Source organism: Pseudomonas mandelii (assembly GCF_002251635.1).
Lineage (GTDB): Bacteria > Pseudomonadota > Gammaproteobacteria > Pseudomonadales > Pseudomonadaceae > Aquipseudomonas > Aquipseudomonas mandelii_B.
The window spans coordinates 1-1,660 of record NZ_NMOJ01000187.1 but is presented as its reverse complement, the minus strand read 5'-3'; the positions used below and the strand labels follow the sequence as shown (position 1 = coordinate 1,660).

General features: G+C 60.5%; 3 protein-coding genes. 1 reads left to right on the top strand and 2 read right to left on the bottom strand.

Annotated elements, in window-relative coordinates; translation table 11 throughout:
- Both cysE and trmJ read right to left on the bottom strand, forming a co-directional pair.
- Positions 1-514 (bottom strand): serine O-acetyltransferase (gene cysE, locus B7L09_RS23330; protein ID WP_094470800.1); only part of this gene is annotated, 514 nt, incomplete at its 3' end.
- 2 nt (positions 515-516) lie between these two features.
- Entirely contained in the window at positions 517-1,287 is a 771-nt protein-coding gene (gene trmJ, locus B7L09_RS23325) for a tRNA (cytosine(32)/uridine(32)-2'-O)-methyltransferase TrmJ (RefSeq protein WP_094470799.1), read from the bottom strand.
- A gap of 146 nt (positions 1,288-1,433) precedes the next feature.
- Between trmJ and B7L09_RS23320 the strand changes: the two genes are divergently transcribed.
- On the top strand, positions 1,434-1,660 hold a 227-nt coding region (locus B7L09_RS23320), incomplete at its 3' end, for an inositol monophosphatase family protein (protein ID WP_303396103.1).

Here is a 1,660-nt window from a genome sequence, read left to right as displayed (position 1 = left end):
CGGACTTGACGATGATCCGCCCCGGAATCCCGACCACCGTGGCTCCGGCCGGAACCGCCTTGGTGACCACGGCGTTGGAACCGACTTTGGCGCCCGCACCAACGGTAAACGGGCCAAGCACCTTGGCGCCCGCCCCCACTACCACACCATCACCCAGNGTCGGGTGACGCTTGCCCTTGTTCCAGCTGGTGCCGCCCAACGTCACGCCCTGATAAAGGGTGACATCGTTGCCGATCTCGGCGGTCTCACCGATGACGATGCCCATGCCATGGTCGATAAAGAAGCGACGCCCGACTTTGGCCCCCGGGTGAATCTCAATCCCCGTCAGCCAGCGACCGAAGTTCGACACCAGCCGCGCCAGCCATTTCCAGCCCATACCCCACAGGGCGCCGGACAGGCGGTGAATCCAGATCGCGTGCATGCCCGGGTAGCAGGTCAGCACTTCAAAGGCGTTGCGCGCCGCCGGGTCACGGTGGAAAACACTCTGGATATCTTCTCGCAAACGCTCGAACATTTTTAATCCTTCCGCTTAAGAAGCTCGCCACGGGCCGCTTTCTGGGTTTCCGTGAGGATGCCACGCAATATATTCATTTCCGCTCGGCTGACCGAGCTGCGCCCGTACAGGCGACGCAGGCGCGCCATCAAGTGCCGTGGTTTTTCCGGATCGAGGAATTCGATGGCCACCAGGGTTTGCTCCAGGTGCTCATAGAACCGCTCCAGCTCGTCCATGGTGGCCAACTCGCCACTTTTGGTCGACGCGACTTCATCCTTCTCTACCTTGCTCGGCTGACCTTCAGCGGCCAGCCAGGCCATGCGCACTTCATAACTCAACACCTGCACCGCCGCCCCGAGGTTCAGCGAGCTGAACTCAGGGTCGGATGGAATGTGCACGTGGTAATGACATCGCTGCAGCTCTTCATTGGTCAGGCCGGAATCTTCACGACCGAACACCAAGGCAATCTCGGCACCCGACGCCGCCTCCTCGACCACCTTCACGCCGCATTCGCGGGGATCGAGCAACGGCCAGGGAATGCGACGGTCACGGGCGCTGGTGCCAAGCACCAGATTGCAGCCGACCAAGGCATCTTCCAGGGTGGCGACGACTTGCGCGCTTTCAAGGATGTCATTGGCGCCGGACGCACGGGCATCGGCCTCGTGGTGCGGGAACAGGCGCGGCTCGACCAGCACCAGGCGCGTCAGCCCCATGTTTTTCATGGCTCGCGCCACCCCGCCGATGTTGCCGGGATGACTGGTATTGACCANGACGACACGAATGTTATGCAGCACGGGAGGCAATCTCGAACACAGAATGGGGGAGCAGAATCTTACAGCTCAACCTACCGTTAAGCTATGAAAGCGAACACCAACCTTCACCTGTAGAAAAGTTCTGCTAGAATGCCCGGCTTTCTTTAACAACCTTAGGTGACACATCCATGCAGCCCATGCTGAATATCGCGCTGCGCGCCGCCCGCAGCGCCAGTGAATTGATCTTCCGCTCCATCGAGCGCCTGGATACCATCAAGGTCGACGAAAAAGACGCCAAGGATTATGTATCCGAGGTGGATCGCGCCGCCGAACAGAAAATCATCGACGCGCTGCGCAAGGCCTACCCTACCCACGGCATCCTCGGCGAAGAAACCGGCNTGCACAAAGGCACCGG